At 53.1% G+C, this 18,915-nt stretch carries 15 protein-coding genes and 1 pseudogene; 9 read left to right on the forward strand and 7 right to left on the reverse strand.

Annotated features, from left to right (window positions below):
* Positions 1 to 30 precede the first annotated feature (30 nt).
* Positions 31 to 2,079, reverse strand: a complete 2,049-nt coding sequence (gene tkt, locus HH216_RS09920; protein ID WP_169550678.1) for a transketolase — start codon at positions 2,077 to 2,079, stop codon at positions 31 to 33.
* A gap of 166 nt (positions 2,080 to 2,245) precedes the next feature.
* On the opposite strand from tkt, the gene HH216_RS09925 reads away from it, so the two are divergent.
* From HH216_RS09925 to HH216_RS09935, 3 genes are all read left to right on the forward strand, one after another.
* Positions 2,246 to 3,373 (forward strand): DmpA family aminopeptidase, encoded by a 1,128-nt coding sequence (locus HH216_RS09925; protein WP_169550679.1) that lies wholly within the window; start codon positions 2,246 to 2,248, stop codon positions 3,371 to 3,373.
* A gap of 133 nt (positions 3,374 to 3,506) precedes the next feature.
* Complete coding sequence (locus tag HH216_RS09930; protein ID WP_169550680.1) at positions 3,507 to 4,958, forward strand: APC family permease; 1,452 nt, start codon at positions 3,507 to 3,509, stop codon at positions 4,956 to 4,958.
* A 119-nt stretch (positions 4,959 to 5,077) separates the two neighbouring features.
* Positions 5,078 to 6,409 carry a M23 family metallopeptidase gene (locus HH216_RS09935; RefSeq protein WP_169550681.1) on the forward strand — a complete coding sequence of 444 codons (1,332 nt, stop codon included), beginning with the start codon at positions 5,078 to 5,080 and terminating at the stop codon, positions 6,407 to 6,409.
* 54 nt (positions 6,410 to 6,463) lie between these two features.
* On the opposite strand, the gene HH216_RS09940 is transcribed toward HH216_RS09935, so the two are convergent.
* The 4 genes from HH216_RS09940 to atpA all read right to left on the reverse strand — a co-directional run bounded on the left by HH216_RS09940 (position 6,464) and on the right by atpA (position 10,274).
* The gene (locus HH216_RS09940) at positions 6,464 to 6,748 is read right to left on the reverse strand and encodes a hypothetical protein (RefSeq protein ID WP_254448764.1); all 285 of its coding nucleotides are present in this window, start codon (positions 6,746 to 6,748) and stop codon (positions 6,464 to 6,466) included.
* A gap of 78 nt (positions 6,749 to 6,826) precedes the next feature.
* Positions 6,827 to 7,396, reverse strand: coding sequence for a DUF4136 domain-containing protein (locus HH216_RS09945; protein ID WP_169550682.1), 570 nt, complete (start codon positions 7,394 to 7,396; stop codon positions 6,827 to 6,829).
* A gap of 309 nt (positions 7,397 to 7,705) precedes the next feature.
* A complete protein-coding gene (atpG, locus tag HH216_RS09950; RefSeq protein WP_169550683.1) occupies positions 7,706 to 8,590 on the reverse strand; it encodes an ATP synthase F1 subunit gamma in 885 nt (294 codons plus the stop codon).
* Between the two features lie 109 nt (positions 8,591 to 8,699).
* Entirely contained in the window at positions 8,700 to 10,274 is a 1,575-nt protein-coding gene (atpA, locus tag HH216_RS09955; protein WP_169550684.1) for a F0F1 ATP synthase subunit alpha, read from the reverse strand.
* 354 nt (positions 10,275 to 10,628) lie between these two features.
* Here atpA and HH216_RS09960 point away from each other — a divergent pair.
* The 4 genes and pseudogenes from HH216_RS09960 to dnaG all read left to right on the forward strand — a co-directional run bounded on the left by HH216_RS09960 (position 10,629) and on the right by dnaG (position 16,015).
* Positions 10,629 to 11,404, forward strand: a pseudogene (locus HH216_RS09960) (FKBP-type peptidyl-prolyl cis-trans isomerase).
* Positions 11,405 to 11,503: 99 nt separating this feature from the next.
* A complete protein-coding gene (locus HH216_RS09965) occupies positions 11,504 to 13,579 on the forward strand; it encodes a carboxy terminal-processing peptidase (RefSeq protein WP_169550685.1) in 2,076 nt (691 codons plus the stop codon).
* 55 nt (positions 13,580 to 13,634) lie between these two features.
* A complete protein-coding gene (locus tag HH216_RS09970; RefSeq protein ID WP_169550686.1) occupies positions 13,635 to 13,874 on the forward strand; it encodes a hypothetical protein in 240 nt (79 codons plus the stop codon).
* Positions 13,875 to 13,954: 80 nt separating this feature from the next.
* Positions 13,955 to 16,015, forward strand: coding sequence for a DNA primase (gene dnaG / locus HH216_RS09975; RefSeq protein WP_169550687.1), 2,061 nt, complete (start codon positions 13,955 to 13,957; stop codon positions 16,013 to 16,015).
* A 195-nt stretch (positions 16,016 to 16,210) separates the two neighbouring features.
* Here the strand turns inward: dnaG and HH216_RS09980 are convergent, their stop codons facing one another.
* Positions 16,211 to 16,603, reverse strand: coding sequence for a hypothetical protein (locus tag HH216_RS09980; protein WP_169550688.1), 393 nt, complete (start codon positions 16,601 to 16,603; stop codon positions 16,211 to 16,213).
* A 231-nt stretch (positions 16,604 to 16,834) separates the two neighbouring features.
* Here HH216_RS09980 and HH216_RS09985 point away from each other — a divergent pair, with 231 nt between their 5' ends.
* The gene (locus HH216_RS09985; RefSeq protein ID WP_169550689.1) at positions 16,835 to 17,530 is read left to right on the forward strand and encodes a LuxR C-terminal-related transcriptional regulator; all 696 of its coding nucleotides are present in this window, start codon (positions 16,835 to 16,837) and stop codon (positions 17,528 to 17,530) included.
* 3 nt (positions 17,531 to 17,533) lie between these two features.
* Here HH216_RS09985 and HH216_RS09990 read toward each other — a convergent pair whose 3' ends face one another.
* Positions 17,534 to 18,397 (reverse strand): LytTR family DNA-binding domain-containing protein, encoded by an 864-nt coding sequence (locus HH216_RS09990; RefSeq protein ID WP_254448765.1) that lies wholly within the window; start codon positions 18,395 to 18,397, stop codon positions 17,534 to 17,536.
* A gap of 346 nt (positions 18,398 to 18,743) precedes the next feature.
* Here HH216_RS09990 and HH216_RS09995 point away from each other — a divergent pair, with 346 nt between their 5' ends.
* Positions 18,744 to 18,905: a hypothetical protein gene (locus HH216_RS09995; protein WP_169550691.1), complete on the forward strand. Its 162-nt coding sequence runs from the start codon at positions 18,744 to 18,746 to the stop codon at positions 18,903 to 18,905.
* The last annotated feature ends 10 nt before the right edge of the window (positions 18,906 to 18,915 follow it).

Here is an 18,915-nt window from a genome sequence, read left to right on the forward strand (position 1 = left end):
CCCGGATGTGAATCCGGGGCCGATTTGTCTTTAAGAAAGTACTTCTTTTTTCTCGATGCCTTCCGGGTTGCCTGCCAGCACCGATTTCGCCGTTTTAACGACGTTCTCGACGGTGAAGCCGAAGTAAGCCATCACGTCCTCGCCCGGCCCCGACAGGCCAAAGCGGTTCATGCTGATGGTCGTGCCTTCGTCGGTGACGTATTTGTGCCAGCCGATAGGCGACCCCGCTTCGACGGCCAGCCGTTTCCGGACGGTGGGCGGCAGCACCTCGTGGTGGTAGGTCTGATCCTGCTTTTCAAACAATTCCCACGACGGCATACTCACTACCCGCGTCGGAACGCCCTGCTTTTCCAGTTCTTCCTGTGCCTTCATAATCAGCGAAACTTCCGAGCCTGTACCGATCAGAATCAGTTCGGGGGTGCCGCTGCTGGCTTCACTCAGAACATAAGCACCTTTTTCAACACCCTGCGCCGAACCGTATTTCGCCTGATCCAGTACAGGTAGTTTCTGCCGCGACAGAATAAGCACGACCGGCGACTTTGGCGTGGTCATGGCTACGCGCCACGCCCAGACGGTTTCGTTGGCGTCGGCTGGGCGAATCACGACGATATTGGGAATCGTGCGCAGTGACACGATCTGCTCAATTGGTTCGTGCGTTGGACCGTCTTCGCCTACGGCTATGCTGTCATGGGTAAAGACAAACGTCACCCGCGATTCAGCCAGCGCCGTCAGGCGGATAGCCCCCCGCATGTAATCGGAGAAGTTAAGGAACGTGCCGCCGTATGGGTGTACCCCGCCGTGCTGCGACATACCATTCAGAGCCGCGCCCATGGCGTGTTCGCGTACGCCAAACCAGACGTTGGTGTTCTCGTAATGACCGGGCTGGAAACTGGCTTTGCCATTCTTGGGCATTTCGTTTGACGATGCCAAATCCGCCGATCCACCGAACAGATACGGTACCGTTTCCTTCAGCGCATCCAATGCTTTGCCCGATGCCTGCCGGGTAGCCATCGGCTTTTCGTCGGCCCCGAATTTGGGCAGGTTGGTATCCCAGCCGTCGGGTAGCTTACCGGCAAACGACAGCTCGAACAGGGTTGCCTTGTCAGCAAATTCACCCTTGTACGCGTCGAACCGTTTGTTCCAGTCAGCTTGCAGATCGGCTCCGCGCTTGCCGGGTTCGAGCAGGTGTTCCTTTACCTCATCGGGGACGAAGAACGTCTTGTCGGGGTCGAAACCGAAAAACTCTTTGGCTTTGCGCGTATTCTCTTCGCCCAGCGGGCTACCGTGTACCTTGCTCGTACCTTCCTGCGGACTACCGAAGCCAATAATGGTCCGCACCGAAATAATCGACGGCCGTTCGGTATCAGCCTGAGCGGCTTTGATCGCCTGTTCGATAGCGTCGAGGTCGTTGCCGTTTTCGACGTGCTGCGTGTGCCAGCCATAGGCGTCGAACCGCTTCATCCGGTCTTCGGTAAATGCCAGACTTGTCGGACCGTCGAGCGAGATATGGTTATCATCGTACAGCAGAATCAGCTTACCCAGTTGCAGGTGGCCTGCCAGCGAAGCGGCCTCGCTCGTCATTCCCTCCATCAGATCACCGTCGCTGACAAGCGAATACGTGAAGTGATCGACAATCTCGTGGCCCTCCTTGTTGTAATTGGCGGCCAGAAACCGCTCGGTCATCGCCATACCGACCGCGTTGGCGAAGCCCTGTCCCAGTGGTCCGGTCGTTACTTCAATACCCGGTGTCAGGTTCGATTCGGGGTGGCCCGGCGTTTTAGAGTGCAACTGCCGAAACGCTTTCAGATCGTCGAGCGACAGATCATAGCCGTACAGATGCAGCATACTGTAGAGCAGCGCTGAGCCGTGACCCGCCGACAAAATAAAACGGTCGCGGTCGGGCCAATGCGGGTCCTGCGGGTTGAAGCGCAAGAAGCGCGACCAGAGTACGTAGGCCATCGGCGCAGCACCGAGGGGCAGACCGGGGTGGCCCGAATTGGCTTTTTCAACGGCATCAACCGACAAGAGCCGGATAGTATTGACGCTAAGCTGGTCGATGGATGATTGATCGGGAGTCATAGTACGTTGCGAATCGTTCGGGTTAAAACAGCGGTACTGTTGTACAGCACTGTTGTAACGTAAACTGCCTGCGGCCTGTAATGTTGAATCAGATCGGGTAAAGCAACGGATGCCGTCCGATGATTCCTTATTTTTAACACCGGGGCTTTTCCACCCGACCCAGTCCATGCTCTACTCTCTCCGTCACTATCTGTTGGCTGGCCTGTTCTGCTGCTCCGTCGCGACGGGGCTGGCTCAATCGAAAGAGCGACCGCGCGACTACGGTATCCGGTTTGGGGTGCTGCCAACCGGCCCGCTCAACGCCATTACCGACGTGCCGGGCGTACGGGTCGGGCAGGTGACGATTCGGGAAGGGGAGCGTGTTCGGACCGGTGTCACGGCCATTCTGCCGCACGCGGGGAATCTGTTTCAGCAGAAAAGCCCGGCGGCTATCTACATCGGCAACGGGTTTGGTAAACTGGCGGGATATAGTCAGGTTGAGGAACTGGGCACGCTCGAAACGCCAATTGTCCTGACCAATACGCTATCGGTACCCACGGCTGCCGACGCCCTGATCGACTACACCCTGAGCCAGCCCGGCAATGAGCAGGTTCGGTCGGTAAATCCGGTGGTAGGCGAAACCAATGACGGGTTTCTGAACGACATCCGGGGGCGGCACGTAACCCGGCAGCATGTGCTGACGGCCATTCGGGATGCCAGAACGGGGGCCGTGGCCGAAGGTAACGTCGGGGCCGGTACGGGAACAGTTTGCTTTGGCTTCAAAGGCGGCATCGGAACTGCGTCGCGGAAGCTGCCTACTTCGTTGGGCAGTTATACGGTCGGTGCACTGGTACAAACTAACTTTGGCGGGGTCTTGCAAATTGCCGGTATGCCCGCAGGTGTTGAATTGGGAAAGTATTCGTTTAAAGAAAATCTGGACGGGTCGTGTATGATGGTTGTGCTGACCGATGCGCCGTTGGACGCCCGAAACCTGAAACGGCTGGCGAAACGGGCATTTATGGGGCTGGCTAAAACGGGCGGTATTGCTTCCAACGGTAGTGGGGACTACGTGATTGCCGTGTCGACGGCTTATCAGATTCCGCACGACAGCAAAACCCCGACAGACACACTGACGCTACTGCGCAACGACAACACATCGGCCCTGTTCATGGCGGCTATCGAAGCAACCGAAGAAGCCATTATCAATTCGCTCTTTGCGGCTAAAACTATGACGGGCGATCAGGGACACCGAATCGAGGAGCTGCCCGTGCAGCGCGTCGTCGACTACCTGAAGAAAGCCGGGCAGGCCAGGTAGCGAAGCACTTATGACTGCCATCCGGCTTGTTATGTGCCCTCCGCTCAGCTACTGTGAACCAGCGGCCCATGCGCAGATCGTTTGCTTTTCCGGCGTTTGACATGCTTCTTGTAAGTTGATCAATCACAAGCTAATGACTGAACCTGTCCTTCCTGACGAAAAAACTGAATTCAATCGCTCCCTGGGTCTGCTCGACTCTACGCTGATCGTATCCGGAACCATGATCGGCTCCGGCATCTTTATTGTCTCGGCCGACATGACCCGCAACCTCGGCTCGGCGGGCTGGCTGCTGGCCCTCTGGGTGCTGACGGGCGTGTTGACGGTGGCCGCTGCGCTGAGCTACGGCGAGCTGGCCGGGATGATGCCCAAAGCGGGCGGGCAGTACGTATACATTCAGCGCGCTTACAACCGCCTGACCGGATTCGTGTATGGCTGGACCGTTTTCGCTGTCATTCAAACAGGTACCATCGCTGCCGTTGCCGTGGCCTTTACCAAGTATTCGGCTGTATTTATGCCCGCGCTGGGTCCCGAAAATGTCTTGCTGGATCTCGGATTTGCCAAAGTAACGCTGGGCTCGCTCTACGCCATTGCCAGTCTGGTACTGCTGACCTGGCTGAACAGCCGGGGGGTACAAAGTGGCAAACTGATCCAGAACGTCTTCACATCGGCCAAACTGATCGCTCTGCTGGGGCTGATTGTGGTGGGTATCGCCGTTGGGTTGAATAGTGGCTTGTTGACGACCAATCTGCAAAATGCATGGAGCGCCAGCATGACGTCTGCCGATGGGGTTACGCTGCCGCTGACTGGTCTGGCGCTGGTGCTGGCATTCGGCACCTCAATGGTAGGGTCGCTGTTCTCGGCCGATTCGTGGAACAACGTCACCTTTATCGCGGGCGAAATCAAAGACCCCCGGCGTAATATTCCGCTGGCTTTGTTTCTGGGCACCCTGATCGTGACGACGATTTACTTTCTGGCCAATGTATCGTACTTGTCGCTGTTGCCACTTAAGGGTTCGCCCACGGCTACCGACATCATAGGCCGGGGTATCCAATTTGCCGAAGCCGACCGCGTAGCTACGGCCGCCGTCTCGACGCTGTTTGGAAACATCGCCGTTGCGTTCATGGCCGGGCTGATTATGGTGTCGACCTTCGGCTGTAACAACGGGCTGATTCTGGCTGGTGCGCGCCTGTACTATGCTATGGCGAAAGACGGTCTGTTTCTGAAACAGGCTTCGCACCTGAACAAAAACGCGGTGCCGGGTCGGGCACTCTGGCTACAATGCATCTGGGCGTCGATTCTGTGTCTGTCGGGCAAATACGGTGATCTGCTCGACTATTGTACGTTTGCGTCGCTGCTGTTCTACATCGTTACCATCGGTGGCCTGTTTCGTCTCAGACGCAAAGAACCTGACACTCCCCGGCCGTATCGGGCGTTTGGTTTTCCGCTGGTTCCGGCTATCTACATGATCGCCGGTCTGACGATATGCGCGATTCTGCTTTACACAAAAACTTTCAACACTGGTATGGGCCTATTGATCGCCGGACTCGGTGTTCCGGTCTACTGGCTGACGACGCGGAAGAATTAAGTTACAGCGTTGTAGTGTTATACAGTTGTAAAGTTGCTGGCGCGTCCGTTTGCCGCTGGATAGGCTGATGCGCCAGCAACTACACAACTTTGTAACTTTACAACTGTCCAACTTTATTTATGACCTTGATTAAGAGTACCAGCTATGGCCTTGTGCTGTTGTTGGCTGGTTTAGCGGCCTGTACGGGTCTTGGTCCCACAACGGGCCTGTTCAAGCCGTCGTCACCCCACGAACAGTACGGTCAGTCGCTGAAAGATGCCAGACTCGACAAAACGGCGCTGGGTGCCGACTGGGTTCGGGCGGGCGAACGGGCCTTGGGCGATTCGCTGACCATCGCGGTGCCGTACCGGGAAAGCGGTTATTTTTCGGCCAACAAGCCATTAGCTGTCGGCTACAAAATGAAAGGGGAGCGGGGCGACCGCTTTCTGGTGAAAGTTGAAACGCAGGGGCAACAACCGGTGCAGGTGTTCGTCGACGTATTCGCGCTGGACGACAAAGGTAAGACCAGCCTGGTTGCCGCGTCGAAAGCCGACACAAACGTGCTGAACTGGGAACCCCGCAAAAACCAGAACTACCTGATCCGGGTACAGCCCGAACTGCTGCGGTCGGCGCGGTATATCATCTCCATAACCCGCGAACCCGCACTGAGTTTTCCGGTGCAGGGTAAAGACAGCCGACAGATCAGCAGCTACTTCGGCGTACCGCGCGATGGCGGTCGACGCAAACACGAAGGCGTCGATATTTTCGCGCCGAGAGGAACGCCAGCCGTCGCATCGGCCAATGGAATCGTGTCGGGTGTGGGCGTCAACCGGCTGGGCGGTAACGTGGCTTTCGTCAATGATGCTGACCGTAAGCTACGCATCTACTATGCCCATCTCGACCGCTGGAACGTCAAGGATGGTCAGCGCGTGTCGGTGGGCGATACCATCGGGTTTGTTGGCAATACAGGTAATGCCCGTACGATTGCGCCACACCTGCATTACGGCATCTACGGTTTCGACAGTGGTGCTGTGAACCCGCTGCCTTACATTCGGTTGGGGCGGGGGCCGGCTAAGCAACCGATGCTGGCAGCCGGTCTGCTTGGCGATTCGATTCGGGTGATGGATGCAAAGACGAGCCTGCGCGAAGGGCCGTCGAGCGAAACGCGTAGTGTGCAGGAGTTACCAAAAGCGGCTGCGCTAACGATTGTGGGGGGAACCGAAACGTGGCTTCGGGTCGCAACACCCAACGGCCTGACGGGCTATGTCGCCAGCAAATCTGTTGAGCCAATCAGTCGGCCACTGCGCCAGTTCACCCTGACAACGGCAAGTTACCTGCTCGACAACGCCGACCCAATGGCCGCACCTATCAAACAGGTACAGGCGGGTAGTCAGCTATCGGTATTAGGTACGTTCGGGGGTTTTCAACTTGTCAAGCAGACCAACGGAGAAATTGGCTGGGTGCGGCTGTAACGGGTGACGCGAAATTTACACAGCAGCTGTTACGACTGAGCGTGAGCGAACGAGCTACCAGCCATTTGTTGTATTCTTCGCAGCCCAGCTAGGATCGGCTAATACGCGTACCTCCGTCGAGTCGCAATGCTCAAGCCGCTCTTTGAGGTTGATGATCTGACTGCTCTGCTCGTCCAGACTATGACGAAGCTCGAGTGTCTGATCGGCCAGATGTTGATGCCGGTTATAAGCCACCCACAAGAGTCCGGCGATGCCTACCAATAGCACAAAAACAATTGTAAGTAACGAATAGACAAGTTCGTGGCGGGCCGGTGGCATGGTAAGCGATGTATCTCGCAAATTAACGAAAACCGGCTCGCATACAAAAGCCCCCTTCCAATACAGGAAGGGGGCTTTTGAACTTTTTGTGAGCTGTGATTACCGGGCCGCGCCGTAGTCCTGACCAGCACTTTCCGGGAAGTTTTTCATAATACTGGTCACAGTTTCGCGGAATGCCTGATCCCGATCCCGCTCCTTGTTGCGGGTGTTCAACTGACCCGTTGCCCAGCCCTGCCAGACGATATCGTTGGTCCGGGCGTCAAGCACGTTGACAACAACACGGTTCTCCTCGTACTGACGCGAGTACACATTGTTACCCATACCACCGTACCACCAGGAATAAGGCGAATACATGTTGTTGGACTGAATCTGCTGCCGGTCGCGCGAGTCAGTGAAGAAACGTACGATCAGATCGGCCTCGCCCTGCTGAACCGGCTTGTAGCCGTGTGCTTGCAGCGACTGCTCCAGGGCGTCGGCGATCCGGCGCTGATTCAGGTTGCTGCCCACGATTGGATCGGCGTTACGCTGCCGGTCGGCTTCGATACGGAACGTGCTGAACTGACGCACGTTTACTTTAGGGTCATAGTCGTACTTAACCGTGATAGACGGGGCGCAGGACGCCAGCGTACCGACGATGAACAGACTGCTGATTATGCGGTTAATTTTCATGGCTTGATTGCATTGTGGGGTTATCTCGACTATCTAACGTACGGCTGCCCGCTGTTTGTATAGCGTACCTTAATAACGGTCTGACCGTTGCATTCGTTCCTGTATTTTAATGGTCAATGTGTGCTTAACTGCTATTTAACAAACTGACAGACAGTACGTTAAAAAATGTTAAAACAGCAATAAGCCATGCGCTTCTCGACTGATAATCAGCAGCAAAGAAAGGGAGTATCCGGGTATTTCAAAAACAAAAAACCCGGCATCTGTGCGATACCGGGTTTCCGTACTTTCGTAAATAATCGTGGTAATCAATCAACCATTGGCAAGTGCTTCGGCACCACCCACGATTTCAAGAATTTCAGTCGTGATGGCGGCCTGACGCGTACGGTTGTAAACCAGTCGAAGCTGTTTCAGGAGTTCGCCCGCATTTTCGGTCGCTTTATCCATCGCTGTCATCCGCGCACCGTGCTCTGATGCGTTCGAATCCAGTACAGCTTTGTACAATTGTATTTTCAGCGTTTTCGGAATCAGCTCTGTAACGATTTCTTCTTCCGACGGCTCAAAGATGTAATTGACGGCTGCTGTTGCGCCTTTCGGTGCTTCGGCGGCTACGATAGGTAACATCTGCTCCGCCCGGACGATCTGCATGGCCGCATTGCGGAATTCGTTGTAAACGATCTCTACAACATCGTACTGACCCGAAACGAAGCTCTCCATAGCCGCTTCAGCAGCTAACCGCACGTTGCCGAAATTCAGCGCGCCAAACACATCCATGTGGCTCGTGTCGACTTTGAAGCCGCGTCGCTGCATTGCTTCGCCACCTTTCTTGCCGATTGCCATGATGTGTACATTGCCCGAACGAGCCTGTGCAGCATACTTTTCGCTGATAAGCGTCAGGGCGCCTTTTACAACGTTCGTGTTAAACGCACCGCACAAACCCCGGTCAGACGTAATGACGATCAGCAGCACCCGGTCGATCGTCCGGATCTGATGGTATGGACTTTCCGAAGCCGTGTCTGCACCCGCCGACACCGTACTCAGCATCTGACTGAGTTTCTGGGCGTAGGGGCGCAACTGCGTAATGTTATCCTGAGCCCGGCGCAGTTTGGCAGCCGCCACCATTTTCATGGCTTTGGTGATCTGCTGTGTCGAGTTAATCGACGAGATCCGGGCGCGTACTTCTTTCAGTGAAGGCATAGTCTGTTTACGGTTTTCAGTTTACGGTTTTCGGTTTACGATTGACTGGTGCTTTACCGACCTGCATCAGCCAATCGTATCCTGAAAACCGTAAACCGTAAACTACTTTTTAGTATTGAGCCGATAGGTCGGCGGCCACTTTCTTCAGGGTGGCAGTACCTTCGTCGGTCAGCTTACCAGCACGCAGCTCGTCGAGCACTTTCGGGTACTGAGCGCTCAGCACCATCGAGTATTCGCTTTCAAACTCCTTTACCTTGTTAACGGGTACTTTATCCAGCAGACCGTTGGTCGACGCGTAGATAATGGCTACCTGCTGTTCAACGGCAACGGGCGAGTACTGTGGCTGCTTCAGCATCTCCTGGTTCCGGCGGCCCCGCTCGATGGTCAGCTTGGTCGATGCGTCAAGGTCCGAACCGAACTTGGCGAAGGCTTCCAGCTCGCGGAACTGAGCCTGATCCAGTTTCAGCGTACCGGCTACTTTCTTCATCGACTTGATCTGTGCGTTACCGCCCACCCGCGATACCGAGATACCTACGTTGATGGCCGGGCGGATACCCGCGTTGAACAGGTTCGACTCAAGGAAGATCTGACCGTCGGTAATTGAGATTACGTTCGTCGGGATGTAGGCCGATACGTCGCCAGCCTGTGTTTCGATGATTGGCAGAGCTGTCAGCGAACCACCACCTTTTACTTTGCCTTTCAGGCTCGGCGGCAGGTCGTTCATGTTGGCTGCGATCTCGTCGTTGGCCGTCACTTTGGCGGCCCGCTCCAGCAAACGGCTGTGCAGGTAGAATACGTCACCAGGATAAGCTTCGCGTCCTGGTGGGCGACGCAGCAGCAGCGACACCTCGCGGTAGGCAACTGCCTGCTTCGACAGGTCGTCGTAAATAACCAGTGCGGGGCGACCCGTATCGCGGAAAAATTCACCGATGGCTGCACCCGTAAACGGCGCGAAGAACTGCATCGGCGATGGGTCAGATGCGTTGGCCGCTACGATGACAGTGTAGTCCATAGCACCGGCCTTGCGAAGGGTGGCTTCCACCTGCTTCACCGTCGACGCTTTCTGACCACAGGCAACGTAGATACAATAGACTGGCTGCCCTTTGTCGTAAAACTCTTTCTGGTTGATGATTGTGTCGATGGCCACAGCGGTCTTACCCGTCTGCCGGTCACCGATAATCAGTTCGCGCTGACCCCGGCCAACTGGAATCATAGCGTCGATGGCTTTGATACCGGTTTGCAGCGGCTCTGTTACGGGTTGGCGGAAAATAACGCCCGGCGCCTTACGCTCCAGCGGCATTTGAAACAGCTCGCCCTGAATCGGACCCATTCCGTCGATCGGCAGACCCAGCGTGTTGACTACACGGCCCAGGATACCATCGCCAACGTTCACGTAAGCGATTTGATCGGTACGTTTTACAGTGTCACCTTCTTTGACGTCTGAATAATCACCGAGTAGTACGGCGCCAACGTTGTCTTCCTCCAGGTTGAGGGCCATAGCCTGCAACCCATTGTCGAACGAGAGCAATTCACCGGCCTGCACTTTCGAGAGGCCGTAGATACGCGCTACGCCGTCGCCGATTTGCAGCACCGTACCGACTTCCTCGAGTTCAGCCTCGGTTTGAGTACCGGCCAGTTGCTGGCGCAGGATAGCTGATATCTCGTCGGGTCTTACGGATTCCATATATATTATGAAGAGATTAAACGATTGATTTTAGGCCGCAAAGGTAGGGTTAAAAACTTGATAAAACTACGACGATATCCTATAATCAGTACTGATCGTTAGACTTTTCCGGGATAAAGCGGTTAAAAGTAACCGTGCTGATACAAAGCTTCGTTTACCAAATGGGATCAAATCACTTCACACGCCGGGCAATACTTTGCTGAGTCAGGGGGTATGCTGTACTTAAAGTATGTTAAATTGATTTAAAAACGGACTGAATATTTTTGCAAATAGCGGTCTGACCAAACTTTTCGTTTACCCCTGTACGTTTTGATTGTGTATCCATTACTTATAACACCTCGTTTTTCTGTTCGCATGAAGTTCAACGCATGGTTGCTGGCTGGTATGACGTCGGCCATTGTTATCGCTGGCCCGGCCAACGCCCAGACAAAGAAACCCGCTCCGAAAAAAACGGCCACGGCCGCCAAACCAACATCAGCTGCAACGGCTTCTACGGCTGGTACAGTTTTGAAATCGTCGCAGGACTCAATCAGCTACAGCATCGGCCTGTTTATGGCCCAGAATCTGAAGCAACAGGGCATGAACGACCTGAACCAGGATATGCTGACGAAAGGATTGCAGGATGCAATGGCGGGCGGTCCGACCCGGCTGACGCAGGAGCACGCCGGCACGATCCTGAACACGTACGCCCAGAAGCAATACGCGGTCCGGAACGCTGAGTCGATGAAAGCGTCTTCCGAAAACAAAAAAATTGGCAATGCATTTCTGGCTGAGAACAAAGCCAAGGCGGGCGTTGTAACCACCGCCAGCGGTTTGCAATACACCGTCGAGAAAGAAGGAACCGGGGCTAAACCAACGGCTTCGGATCGGGTTAAAGTACATTACACGGGCAAGCTGCTGGACGGTACAGTTTTCGACAGTTCAGTAGAGCGTAAAACGCCCGCTGAGTTTGGGGTAGGCGAGGTTATCAAAGGCTGGACCGAAGCACTGCAACTGATGCCGGTAGGCTCAAAATGGAAATTATTTATCCCTGCCGAACTCGCTTATGGCGATCGGGGGCTGGTGCCGACATCAAACCCGGCTCAACGCTGGTGTTTGACGTCGAATTGCTCGATATTGTTAAACAATGAGTGAGTGGTGAATGAGCGAATGAGTGAATACGTCGCTGTAGCGCATTTTTATTCACTCATTCGCTCATTCATCATTCGCGATTAAACTGGGTAGTGTAGATGAAGAAGTATCTGGTGACCCTGGTGCCCGTACTGATGCTGAGTTTCCAAATGGACTCGCCAGCAGACAAGGAAGTAGCGCGAAATAAGCCGGTGGTGTACGCCGAGGGCGATCTGAAGCCGACGATTTCGCAGGAAAAAGTAGAAACGCTGGTCGCGAAGCTGCTGACTACGTATCACTACCGCAAAGTGCGACTCGACGACTCGCTGTCGTCAGTGGTTTGGGATAACTACCTGAAAGAAATGGATGCCAGCAAAACGTACCTGCTGGCGTCTGACGTAGCTTCGTTCGAGAAATACAAAGACCAGATCGACGATGCATTGGTCAACGGTGATCTGACGGCTGCTTACGACATGTACAATGTGTTTCGCAAGCGATTCCAGGAGCGGAATGCATTTATCAAAGAGCAGATAAAGAAGCCGTTCACGTTTACGGCCGACGAAACGTTCAACACGGACCGTGAGAAGGCTGGCTGGCCGAAGACTATCGAAGAGCAAAACGATTTGTGGCGCAAGATTCTGAAAAATCAGGCGCTGGAATTGAAGCTCAACAACCGAAGCGACAGCGCTATTGCGGCTCTGATGACGCAGCGGTACACCAATCTCGACAAGGCGATAAACCGGGTGAAGAGCGCCGACGTGTTTCAGATGTACATGAACTCGTTTGCCGAAGCACTTGATCCGCACACTAACTATCTGTCGCCGAACAACGCCGATCGTTTTAACCAGGAGATGAGCCAGTCGCTGGAAGGGATCGGGGCTATGTTGCAGGAAGATGGCGATTACATCAAGATCACCAACGTACTGCCCGGAGGCCCGGCATTCAAGAGCAATCAGCTGAAAGCCAACGATAAAATCGCGGGAGTAGCCCAGGGCGATAATGGTCACATGGTCAATACCATGAACTGGCAGGTCGATGAGGTTGTCAAGCTTATCAAAGGGCCGAAGGGAACGGTAGTGCGCCTACAGGTTATTGCGCCAAACGCGATTGCGGGTGCGCCACCGAAGGAAATCCGTCTGGTTCGGGAGAAAATCAAGCTCGAAGAACAGCGGGCGAAGAAGGAAGTCATCGACGTGACCGACAACGGCAAGACGTTCAAGATCGGCGTCATCAACGTGCCGATGTTCTACCGCGATTTTGAGGGCGCCCGTAAGCGCGAGGAAGGCTTCAGCAGCACTACCAGCGACGTTAAGCGGTTTGTGGAAGAACTGAAGGCAGAAAAAGTACAGGGTATCGTTATCGATCTGCGCGACAACGGGGGCGGTTCGCTGACCGAAGCTATCGATCTGACGGGTATATTCATTCCCAAAGGGCCAGTCGTTCAGGTGAAAGAATCGACGGGCGAAACGGAAGTGTATTCTGATAAAGATGGCGGTTCTGTCGTCTACGATGGCCCGTTGGCGGTACTGGTAAACCGGTTTAGCGCGTCGGCGTCGGAAATTTTTGCCGCTGCCATTCAGGACTATCACCGGGGTATCATCATCGGCGGACAAACGTACGGTAAGGGTACGGTACAGACCCTGATCGACCTGAATCAGTGGTTGCCGAAAGAACCGGAGAAGGTAGGACAGGTGAAAATGACGATTCAGAAATTCTATCGGATCAACGGTAGCAGCACACAGCACCGGGGCGTTACGCCTGATGTTGAACTGCCATCGGCGTTCTCGGCTGAAGAGTACGGCGAAAGCTCGCAGCCCAGCGCGCTGCCTTGGGATCATATCAACTCGACCCGTTACGATCAGTCGCAGGCGATCGATGACAAAATACTGTCTCGACTACGCTCACGCTTCGATCAGCGGTTGAAGTCAGATCCCGAACTAAAGCAGCTGGCGCAGGATCTTGCCGATTTCAAAAAGGCGAAGGAGAACACGGTTGTGTCGCTTCAGGAGTCGAAGCGTCGTAAAGAGCGCGACGAAGCTGAACGCAAGCGGGCGGCTGCTACGAAGGTATCTCAGATGTCGGCTCCGGTCGATGAAACGGGAACGCCGGGCAAGCCTGACGCAAAAAAGAAAAAGGACACGTATCTGAACGAAGCAGGTCTGGTACTGGCCGATTATATTCTGGCGTCGAAGTAACCGACCCACTCAATTAAGCAAGCCCGGCCTCGCAGGTCGGGCTTTTTTTACGATCATGTGGTATTTTCTGGTCCGGCAGACGGATATTTCCTACGAACAGTATCAGGCGCTACAACGCAAAGTTGCGCTGACCGAAGTTGAGTTGTTCAACGAACCATATCACAACTGGTACATTTTCAGTACCGAGAAAGCGGATTATATCCCGTTCATGAACGAACTGGACAAAGACGGCATCGCCTACGACTTATACAGCGACCGGCCCTCGCGCGACGACCTGCTGGCGAAGATGCGCTGACGACGAATGTGGGCCGACATGCTTTCCTTTCCCCCGTGTTTCAACGTATCTTTGACTAGCAGTCACAACTACGATTACCAATGCGGATCCCCGAAGAAACTGTCGAACGAATTCGGCAGGCAAGCGATATTCTGGAAGTCATCAACGACTTTGTTTCGCTGAAAAAACGTGGGAGCAACTATATCGCGTGTTGCCCATTTCACAACGAGAAGACCCCTTCGTTCAACGTCAATCCGGTTCGGCAGATTTACAAATGCTTTGGCTGCGGCAAAGCAGGCGACGCTGTCCGGTTTGTGATGGACATCGAAAACATCGGTTACGGCGAAGCCCTGCGGTATCTGGCCAAGAAGTACGGCGTCGAGATTGAAGAGCAGGAGCAAACTCCTGAAGAGCTTTTACGGCAAAACGAACGCGAAAGTCTGCTGATAGCCCTGAACTTCGCCAAGACATACTTTCAGGAGCTGATGCAGAAGACCGACGAAGGAAAAAGCATCGGTCTCAGCTATTTCCGCGAGCGGGGTTTTACCAACCCAACCATCGATGCTTTTGAGCTAGGCTACAGCTTGGATCAGTGGGATGGGCTTTTGCAGGAAGGAACCAAGCGCGGCTATAACCCGGATATGCTCGAAAAAGCCGGGCTGATTTTGCGGAAGGAGGCCGAGGGTGGGGGCAAGGCTAAAACGTTTGACCGGTTCCGGGGGCGGGTCATGTTCCCGATTCATAACGTGTCGGGGCGGGTCATCGCGTTTGGGGCGCGTATCCTCAAGACCGACAAGAACCAGCCCAAGTATCTTAACTCGCCCGAAACGACTGTATACCACAAGAGTCAGGTACTCTACGGCATCTATCAGGCAAAGCAGGCCATCCGGCAGGAAGATGTTTGCTTTCTGACGGAAGGGTACACGGATGTGATCTCGCTGCACCAGGCTGGTATCAAGAATGTCGTCGCTTCGTCGGGTACTTCCCTGACGACCGAGCAGATCAGGCTCATCGCCCGGTTCACACCTAATGTCACAATCCTGTACGACGGCGACGCTGCCGGTATCAAAGCCGCGCTGCGTGGGCTGGATATGGTGCTGGAAGAGGGCCTGAATCTGCGCCTGCTGTTGCTGCCCGATGGCGAAGACCCCGATAGCTACGTGCATAAAGTCGGAGCCGATGCCTTCAAGGCTTATATAAAACAGCACTCCCAGGACTTTATCGATTTCAAAGCCAGCCGGTGGCTGACCGAAGCGGGCGATGATCCGCTCAAGCGGGCGGAAGGGATTTCTGACGTGTGCGCCAGCATTACCCGTATCCCCGATCTACTTAAACGGCAAACCTTGTCGCAGCGTGTCGCGCAGGTCTTTCATGTCAGCGAGCAGTCGGTTATTTCTGAGATAAATCGGCTGTTGCGCAAGCAGCAGGATCAGGGACGAAAGGAAGAAGAACGACAACAGCAGCGTGCGGAAGCCAACAACCGACATACTGCTTCGCAACAGCCAGCTACAACAGACGATATCAACGCGCTGCTGAACAGCTTAAGCGACGCGGATACCGACTTACCGGAGATTACGATTCCCGATGCGCCGTTTGAAGCGGCACCGTCGTTCAAGGTAACGCGTACGCCCATTGCTCACCAGGAAGAAGAATGTATTCGACTGTTGATGAATTACGGGGCCATTGAATTAGAGCCTGAAATCACTCTATGTGATTACATATTGGAGGAATTGAAGGATATAGAAGAATTTCAAAGTTCCTCAAATAATGCAATGCTATCCCTTTACAGGAAATCGTATCAGCGTAAAGTAATCCTTACCGCTGAGAATTTTTTGGATCAGCTGACACCTGAGCAATCCGAGTTGCACAAAACAGCTGTTACCCTGTGCATACAAAAATATAAGATCAGTGATGGATGGGCAAAGCACGAGATATACGTCCCTACTGAGGAGGAGATCCACATACTGGCTAAGAGTGCTTACCAAAATATCCTGCGCATTAAGAAGATGCTGGCTGAACAACGCATGATTCAGATACAACAGCAGATGCGCGAACCGGCCAACTCATCCGACGATGCGGATCGACTCATGCTCGAATTTATGAATATGAAGCGGGTCGATGTAGAAATTTCCCGTCTGCTGGGCACGGTTATCTCCGGGTAACAAATCTAAGATTTGCTTATATCGTATCGGTGTATACTAGTGTGTACCTGTACAATTGTATAGGCTACTCATATTTTACTTATTACCATGTTAGGCAACCGTTTAGGCAATTTTGTAGTAAATATTTACTATGGTGTACGTAAAAAAGGCTCTCCAATATTGGAGAGCCTTACCTTTATAGCGGGGGATTGAACACTATGCCTGAGCAATCGTCCGGGGCATCGACAGGCTGCCTGTGAGCTCAGCGTCGATCTCACGATTGAGGTCGGTCAGCAACCGCGCATGCGAATGTAGTTGCCCTGGCTTCGACGATTGGAACTTGTCTGCCTTTGGGTTATTCATATCCATCAGCAGGGTCATCAGCACATCGCTCATATGCTGGCGAAGCGACATCAACTGACGCAGCCGCATACGAGTAGCAGTGTCCTGACGGCGAGAACCGGCGCGAAGCGAATTGATAACTTCGGTTAATCTGGCATATCGATTGTGAAATTGCTCGGTCGCTTCTACCCAATCCATAATCAAACCCTGTACTTCGACAGCAGCTGCTTCGTAAGTAATCGATGCTGATTGTTCCTGACCTTTCATGCGATACGTTACTTAAAATCTCTTTTTCTTTCCGTTGACCAAAAGTAGCCTGTCTAATGCAGCTTAAACAAGCTCCCCCGTCCGAAATCACCCTTTTACTGTCCGAAATCAACGAATTGATTTGAGTGATTTCGCGCAGGAAAAGGGTGATTTCGCGCTTAATAGCTTGTTGGCTAACCCACAGTCCTAGTAGATTCAACCATTCGACCTGCGTCGTACCCACTGAAACCTATGAGTTTATCCACAATCAGTCAGGAGTCTGCGAGAAACTTCGCCATCCGGCGTCGCGATTTTTCTATCCTGGTCGCTCAATCTGAACTTTTCAGCTGCGAAGTGCTAAGTCAGTTGTTGAAGGAACAGGGTTACAATGTAGTTGGCCGCGCAGTAGAGATGGAGGATACGTTACAGCAGATCCGGGTTAAGCGACCACAATGCGTTATTCTGGAATCGGAGATTGCTGGCCGTCAGAGTTTTGATATAGTAGAGGAGTTACGCGACGCCAATTACCAGACCAAATTCATCCTGTACGCCACCAAGCCAGACGCCCGTATGGTTGCCAAAGCCATGCAGATCGGTTTCTTCGGCTTCCTGTATGCCAACGACGGGCTTGACGAACTGTACCGATGTTTTCAGACGGTGAGCAGCGGAGGATGTTACTACAGTAACGGCTTTATGTCGTTACTGAAAGATTATGGTGTCGAAGTGATCTCGGACGAAACCCGTGTGGCGTTGAGTCGGCTGACGATTCGGGAGCGCGAAGTACTACGTCTTGTAGCAGATGGCGGTACGACCGATGAAATTGCCGATAAGCTGGGTATCAGTTACCGTACGGCAACAAACCATAAGGCGCACATCGCCAAGAAATTGGAACTGGATGGCTGTCGGCATCTGCCACGGTACGGCATATCCGTGCGAAAATACCTGTGAAGGCTAGGAAGAAGCTACCTCCAGCGTATCGGCGGTAGAGTCAGTATCGGTGCGCGGGGGCGCATTGCCCTGTAACCACTCCTTAAATTCATGCATTCTGGCGCGGGGCACGATAACTTCGTGGTTGTCGGGCGTGTTGAGCCGCACTATATACTTGCCGTTTTCCCAGTATGCGTAGTTGAGTATAGCCTCTTTGTTGACGATATAATCACGTTTGATACGGAAAAACTGAACCTGATCGAGTTCGGTTTCGAGTTCGTTCAGCGTCTTTGTCACCAGATAACGACCTCGCGGTAGTTCTGCGTAGTAAGAGCGGTCTTCTACTGTAAAAAAGTAAGCTTCCGTCGACAGGAAGGTGATTTCGCCGTGCGCGTTTTTACCCCGTAGATACAGCTTTTGATCCGTCTGATTAGGTGGTGCCGGTTGCGAGTTGCTCAACTGATCGATAACCTGTGCCATCATGGCTGATTCAGACTCTGCTTCCTGCTGTACCCGCTGCCGCTCCCGCAAGTAGTCGGACAACAGTGAAATATTGACTGATATATAAGCTATAAGCAGGATTGGAATCAGATAACGCAGGTATATCTCGCCGGAGAAGGTGCCGATAAGAAACGAGTCCAGATAGTTCTGAAACGAGTAGTCTGGAAACTTCTCGAGAGCGAAGCGTACTGTCTCCGTAATCGGATTGAAAATGAAGAAAGCGAGTAGAACAACCGGCAACAGCTTTAGCTGATAATGAAAGACTGCTCTGGGTGTCAAAGCGATGGCCTTGAAATGAAAGTACTTATGCTGCTGATTCAGCAAGCTGAGCAGGATAAGTACTGTGAAGATTTCGGGTATGATGATACTGCGTACGAATAACCACATGTATGGCCCGAAGCCACCATATTTAATGACTCTGTCTAATTTTGAGCTGTATATGTACGACCACGAGACTCCTTCCATCGCAACTACAATAACCAGCAGAATCCCAATGCTGTAAATGGGATTCCGTAAATATTTCCTGGTTAGCTGTACCGTTATCATACCGCTCTTATCAAAAATCTAAACTAAGATACTGGTAATTATTGACTAAAACCTAACCGAATGATGAGACTTTTCTGCGATTGATGACCCTCCGGAGCCACCATACCTTTGTAATGTCAATAAGGCGAAGCGAATTCTGCCTGACATCACAAATCAATCTTATCACTCCGTATACCAATCAATCACCATGAAAAAGCAATTTTCTATCAAGACTATCAATGTTGTAAAAGGTAACATCGCAACGGCCGCTAAAGCTGAGTCTAACAACCTGCTCAAATTCCTTAAGCCTGCGGATTGCTGCCCAACCGCTGATTTTACCGGCTTAATTAAGCCCGTTTTCTCGCTGTAGTAATTCGTCC

It is taken from the genome of Spirosoma rhododendri (assembly GCF_012849055.1).
Classification (GTDB): Bacteria; Bacteroidota; Bacteroidia; order Cytophagales; family Spirosomataceae; genus Spirosoma; species Spirosoma rhododendri.